This is a genomic window from Christiangramia marina, from assembly GCF_048285865.1.
Taxonomy (GTDB): domain Bacteria; phylum Bacteroidota; class Bacteroidia; order Flavobacteriales; family Flavobacteriaceae; genus Christiangramia; species Christiangramia marina.
In genome coordinates, this window is record NZ_JBLVTK010000001.1 from 683,554 (window position 1) to 689,824 (window position 6,271).

The following is a 6,271-nucleotide window of genomic DNA, read 5'->3' on the forward strand; positions in this document are numbered from 1 at the left end:
ATGATTTGGCAGAAGCCGTAAAACAGTCCTAGAAACCCAGTATCGCCTTGGCGATAAGAAAGTAAGTAAGGATCCCGAAAACATCGTTACTGGTAGTGATAAAAGGTCCGGTAGCAACAGCAGGATCAATGTTATTATTATTAAGAATAATAGGAATAAAAGTACCAATAAGTGCGGCTAGTACGATCACCGAGATCAGGGCCACCCCAATACTGATCGATTCCCGAAAAGTGGTCCCGAAGAAATAGGAACTAATAGCGAAAACGATAATGGCTATAGAAGTTCCATTGATAAGTGCCAGTCCAAATTCCTTTAATAGTCTGGACAGAATATTCCCTCTCAAACTGTCATTCGCGAGTCCCTGTACGATGATCGCGCTGGACTGTACTCCAACGTTCCCGGCAGTTGCCTGGATAAGCGGCACAAATACCAGTAAGTTTGGATATGTTGTAAGTATGGTTTCAAAACCGGAAATTATACTGGCAGCTCCAAGACCACCGAACATCCCGATCATTAGCCAGGGTAATCTGGCCCTTGTTTGTTTGAAAATATTATCATCGGCCTCCACATCTTCAGAGATACCTGCAGCCATCTGGTAATCCTTTTCAGCTTCTTCCCTTACAAAATCAAGAATATCATCCACGGTAATTCTACCAACGAGGCGATTCATTTCATCCACAACGGGAATCGCTTCAAGGTCATATTTTTGCATGATCCTGGCTACCTCATCACCTTCAGTATGCACATTTACGTAGTCCACCTGCGGAATATAAACATCGCTGATGTTCGCGTCGCTTGGAGCGGTAAGCAGATCCTTAAGGGACAGTCTCCCCTTTAATTTATTTTTGGAATCAACGACATAAATGGAATGAACACGGGTTACGTTCTCAGCCTGTTTGCGCATCTCGGCCATACAGCCGGTAACGCTCCAGTTCTCATTAACCTTCACGAGCTCTTTAGCCATCAAACCACCGGCAGAATCTTCGTCATAGCGAAGCAGTTCTACAATATGATCTGCATGCTCTTCATCTTCGATCTCAGCGATCACATTTTGCTGAAGTTCCGGTGACAGTTCAGAAATAATATCTGCCGCATCATCGGTATCCATTTCGTTCAGCTCTGAAGCGATCTCCCTTGGAGAAAGATTTTCAAGAATGCGTTCCCGAACATTCTCTTCCAGCTCCATAAGAGCTTCAGCAGTTTTCTCACTATCCAGAAGCCTTACGATATACGTAGCTTCTTCCAGGTTGATTTCGGTAAGAATTTCAGCAATATCAGCGTGATGCACGTCTTCAAGGTGCAACAATAATTCCTCATCGTTTCCTTGTTCGATGAGGTACTGAATTTTGTCAATTAATTCTTCACTTATTTGAAACTGCATACGGCTCTATTTTTTGCGTCAGTTCAATAAACTGCTGGAAACCGAGTTGTTCCGGTCGAGAGCCAAATATAGTATCTTCCCTTAGATTATCTGGAAGATTAAGACTTTTTAAAGAATTACGAAGTGTTTTTCTACGTTGGTTAAAAGAGGTTTTCACTACGGTAAAAAAAAGCTTTTCATTACAGGGAAGACTATAGTTTTCCTTACGTTTTAAGCGCAAAACTCCGCTATCCACTTTAGGTGGTGGATTAAAAACTGTTGGAGGTACCGTGAACAGGTATTCTGCTTCATAAAATGCCTGGACAAGTACGCTCAAAATCCCATAAGCTTTACTTCCTTCCTTCTCACAAATTCGTTTAGCAACTTCCTTCTGAAACATACCAGAAAACTCAGGGATCTGGTCTCGCATTTGCAACACCTTAAAAACGATTTGTGTAGAAATATTATAAGGAAAATTACCAATTACGGCGAACTGTTCCTCTCTAAAAATACTACCGAGATCATGTTTTAAAAAATCTTTTTCATGAATTCGACCACGCAAATGCAGGTAATGACTTTCCAGATATTCCACACTTTCTGAATCGATCTCGATCACGTGAACTTCAGTATCTTTCTCAAGAAGATACTTGGTTAGCACACCCATCCCAGGACCTATCTCCAAAGTTTTTTCGTATCCGGAATAATCCAGGGTATCAGCGATTTTCCTGGCGATATTCTCATCGGTTAAAAAATGCTGACCAAGATGTTTCTTTGCACGAACATCTGTATTGGAATCTTGTCTTGGTGGCCTGTTATTTTTCATGATCAATTATTCCTGGGAAGTATATTCTCCAATTATTTCAAGTTCGGTTCTAAAAGCGACGAATTTACCTTCAAAAGCTTTGGAACTTGCTCGCATTTTAGTGGCATCTTCATTGTAATATCGCTCCAGCATCTCCTTACTTTCCGTAGTATATTGTACAGAATATGTGATGCCGCCCATAGGTTCCTGCACCATCACTTTGGTCATCAAAGCTTTGCTGAACTTTCCGGTTTTCAACATATCCGGAATATGTTCTTTTTTCATCCACTCCATCCACTGGTCGTGGATCTCTTCCTGTACGTTCAGGGTAACATTATAAATGATCATGGGAAAATTTTTAAAGATGTTATTCCAGTATATCTCCACGAAGTTGCCGGTACTTTTTACGGGCATCTGTGAAATAAATACTATTGGCAAAGTTAAAGATAATTTGCTCGTAAAGCGTCTTTGCCTTCTCTGGATCTTCGAGCTTGTTTATGTAAAGCTCGGCAAGGTAGTAATGTGCGTTATCTGCCAGGATATCATCACCATAGGACTGGATGATCTGTAAATAATTATTCTCTGCCTTATCATAACTTGCCTGCTCCTCGAAAAGCCTTGCTTGCGTATACAAAGCCTCATCCTCTATACTTTCACCCTTATGCATTTCCAGGATCGTATCCAGCATGGAAATAGCTTCTGAATTTCGCTTCTGAAATGCTAGCAGATCTGCCCTGGCATACTTTTTAAGTGCAGTTTGAGTGCTATCTTCCTGGCTATTGTCATTAATGAGCAAGCTCAATTCCATGGCATCGTTTGCGATCAATTGCGAAGTAGATTTTTTAAGAATATCAAGCTGCGTTTTTGCCCATTCAAAATCACCCTTATAGTAACTGGTCTTAGCAACCTTGAATCTTGCATCCTGTGCCATGACATCATTTTTCATCAGGTTTTGCACCTGTGAATAATAGATCAATGCCTGGTTGAACTTTTCCTGCATCACCAGGATATCTGCCAGTGCCATTTTCACTTTTGCCTTTTCGAAATTGGATAATTGCAGTTCCTGAGCGTTATCAAGTAAAGAGATCGCTGCTTCTTTTTTATCTCTTCGGAAAGCTTTAAAGTTTGCCAGATCGATCTGAAGTTCCAGTGTTTCATTATTTACTCCGTATTCTCCGATCAGTTGCTCAAATTCTGTCTCAAGCTCACTTAATCCTGCTGAAGTTACCGTTTCGGTCCTGAGTTTTAGCAATAGATGTCTGGCCTGTAAATTGAAAGCTGGTGAAGGCGATTCTTCGATCGCATAGGTCAAAATTTCCTGTGCTTCCTCAAATTGCTTCGCTTCCCGTGCCAGCAATGCAAGATTGAGAATCCCCTGTAAGTTCTTTTCTCCTCTTTTGTATATGGCGCGTTCCTGAGTAAAAGCTTTATCGTATTGCTGCTGCTGCACGAAAAGCCAGCTTAGCATTTGATTATATAATAATCTAGGATCTTCCTGTGATCGCTTCAGTAATAATTTTCTAAAGCTGATATTGGCTTCCGTAGCTGGATCATCCGTGATATAACGACTAAATTCCCGGTTTGCCAGGCTATAAAATTTTGTATCATCTTCTATTAGATCGAGATAATTAGAGAACATCTTTTCTGTATTCCCCTGTTCCCCGTAGATCCTTGCAAGTTGCAAATTAAAGTTCTGAGCGGGATTGATCTCCATTGCGCGCTCGTAAGCCTTTACTGCATAGTCGAGCAAACTGTATTTCTCAAAACTTCGGGCAATAGAGTACGCATAATTAGGCCGCGACTCACCCGCCTGCAAAGCTTCCTGGTAAAACTGTTCTGCTCGTTCCAGGTTTTGTTGAAGTTCGTAGTTATGACCAATATCAATAAGAATGGCTGGGTTATTCGCTGAAGCATTCATACGCTCCCGCAAAAGATCTTCCGCAGCTTTGAAATTTTCCAGTTGTTGATATGAACTTACGAGACCATTAAATATGATTGGATTGGAAGGATTATCCTCGTAAATATCCTTGTAGATCTCAAGTGCTTTTTTGTATTCTCCCTGGTCGAAGAAATTCCTGGCAAGCTGCTCAGATTGTGCAACCGCTATAGAGCCCGTGAGCAGGAAAATCAGCATAAATAAAAAACAGCGCATATGTAAATATAAACATTTGCGCTGTTCCAGTATGGTGAACCTCAGGTTAATCGATCAAATCGAAACCACAATATGGAACCAGAACTTCAGGAACTTTAATTCCATCTTCAGTCTGGTAATTTTCAAGGATGCCGGCAAGTACTCTTGGTAAAGCCAGGGCACTACCATTTAAAGTATGGGCCAATTCCTTTTGATTCTCTTTATTCTTGTAACGTAATTTAAGTCGGTTAGCCTGGAAAGTTTCGAAGTTTGAAACCGAGCTTATTTCCAGCCATCTATCCTGAGCAGTAGAGAATACCTCGAAATCGAAAGTAAGCGCTGCCGTAAATCCAAGATCACCACCACAAAGACGCAAAATACGATATGGCAGTTTCAGCTCTTTAAGTAGGTTTTTAATATGGTCTACCATCCCATCTAAAGCTGCGTAGGAGTTTTCCTGAGTTTCCACTCGTACGATCTCTACTTTATCAAATTGATGCAAACGATTCAATCCTCTTACATGCGCTCCATAGGATCCCGCTTCTCTTCTGAAACATGGGGTATAACCGGTACATTTTATTGGAAAATCATTTTCGGTCATTAAGTTATCACGAAACATGTTCGTCATAGGAACCTCAGCCGTTGGGATCAGGTAAAGATCATCTTCAGTAACATGATACATTTGCCCTTCTTTATCTGGCAACTGTCCTGTTCCATAACCTGAAGCTTCATTGACCAAAAGAGGTAATTGATATTCAGTATAACCGGCTTCGGTTGCTTTATCCAGGAACCAGGAGATTAAGGCACGCTGTAATCTCGCCCCTTTGCCTTTATAAACCGGAAATCCTGCACCAGTGATCTTATTCCCTAGCTCAAAATCTATAATATCGTACTTCTTGGCCAGTTCCCAATGTGGTTGAGAACCTTCGGCCAGTACCGGAACATCACCATCTTTAAATATCTCTTCATTGTCCTCTTCGCTTTTACCAGCGGGAACAGATGGATGAGGAATATTTGGGACCGTATATAGCAACTCCTGCAGTTGAGCTGTAGTGCTATTTAATTTTTCTGAAAGATCTTTAGAATCTTCTTTTAACTTCCCGGTTTTTTGCTTTAAAACATTAGCCTTCTGGTGTTCCCCATTTTTGAACATGAGCCCTATTTCTTTCGAAAGCTTATTGGATGTTGACAGGGTAACATCTAATTGTGCCTGCGTGGACCTTCTGGTCTCATCCAGTTCAAGGATCTTATCGAATATTGCTTCAGCCTCAAAATTTCGTTTTTTGAGTGCCTGTATATATTCGTCTTTATGTTCTGCTATTTTGGAAACCTGTAACATAAGGCCTGAAAATTTTAAATGAAGTTGAAATTTTTATAAGCTGCAAATGTAGCAAAAGCAGGCTAGAAAATTAGTCTTCGGTAGAAGGTAAAATCCAGTCATGATGACGAAAATGCTGCCATTCTTCAGCCGCCAGATCTACCTTTGGATCGATCAGGGTTTTATATGGACCACGATTCACCCTGATTTTCCCTTCAGTATAAACCTCTATTTCCATACCTTTTTCAGCATATTCCTGCTCGAGTCTTTGCGCAAATTGCCAGATCATGTCTGGTTTGCTTGGTATGGCTCTTAGTTGTTTAGGCGAGAGATAATCTTCTTTCTGAACAATAATGGTATCGCTGGTTCCTTTTTCCACCACTTTAAAAGTGATCCTGCCTCCTTTGCCACGAAGCATCATTCGCCAGCTTAAGCGATGGCCTTCTTCGGTCCAGAGTACATCGTCCTGAAAAAACCAGTGTCGTAATGGCAATGCAATCTGTATAGCGAACCACACGGCCAGAGCACCAACAAAGATCTTATTCCAGGAAGGAACATTGATCTCATTACCAGTGTAGAATTTCTTCTTTCCACGCAGAAATATTTTATTGATAGTTTCCGAAGGAAAAAAGAAAATACAGAAGGCGAGCGACATGTAAG

5 protein-coding genes and 1 pseudogene are annotated in these 6,271 nt (G+C 41.0%); all 6 read right to left on the reverse strand.

What is annotated here, in order from left to right:
* Positions 1-28: 28 nt before the first annotated feature.
* A complete protein-coding gene (mgtE, locus tag ACNKXS_RS03170; protein WP_417919583.1) occupies positions 29-1,381 on the reverse strand; it encodes a magnesium transporter in 1,353 nt (450 codons plus the stop codon).
* Positions 1,362-2,183 carry a 16S rRNA (adenine(1518)-N(6)/adenine(1519)-N(6))-dimethyltransferase RsmA gene (rsmA, locus tag ACNKXS_RS03175; RefSeq protein ID WP_417919584.1) on the reverse strand — a complete coding sequence of 274 codons (822 nt, stop codon included), beginning with the start codon at positions 2,181-2,183 and terminating at the stop codon, positions 1,362-1,364. Before rsmA ends, mgtE begins: the two co-directional genes overlap by 20 nt.
* 6 nt (positions 2,184-2,189) lie before the next feature.
* On the reverse strand, positions 2,190-2,510 hold the full coding sequence (locus ACNKXS_RS03180; protein ID WP_417919585.1) for a DUF4286 family protein: 321 nt from the start codon (positions 2,508-2,510) through the stop codon (positions 2,190-2,192).
* Positions 2,511-2,529: 19 nt separating this feature from the next.
* On the reverse strand, positions 2,530-4,314 hold the full coding sequence (locus ACNKXS_RS03185; RefSeq protein ID WP_417919586.1) for a tetratricopeptide repeat protein: 1,785 nt from the start codon (positions 4,312-4,314) through the stop codon (positions 2,530-2,532).
* Between the two features lie 46 nt (positions 4,315-4,360).
* Entirely contained in the window at positions 4,361-5,632 is a 1,272-nt protein-coding gene (gene serS / locus ACNKXS_RS03190; protein ID WP_417919587.1) for a serine--tRNA ligase, read from the reverse strand.
* Positions 5,633-5,702: 70 nt separating this feature from the next.
* Positions 5,703-6,271 (reverse strand): annotated as a pseudogene (locus tag ACNKXS_RS03195) (HTTM domain-containing protein); the annotation flags it as partial.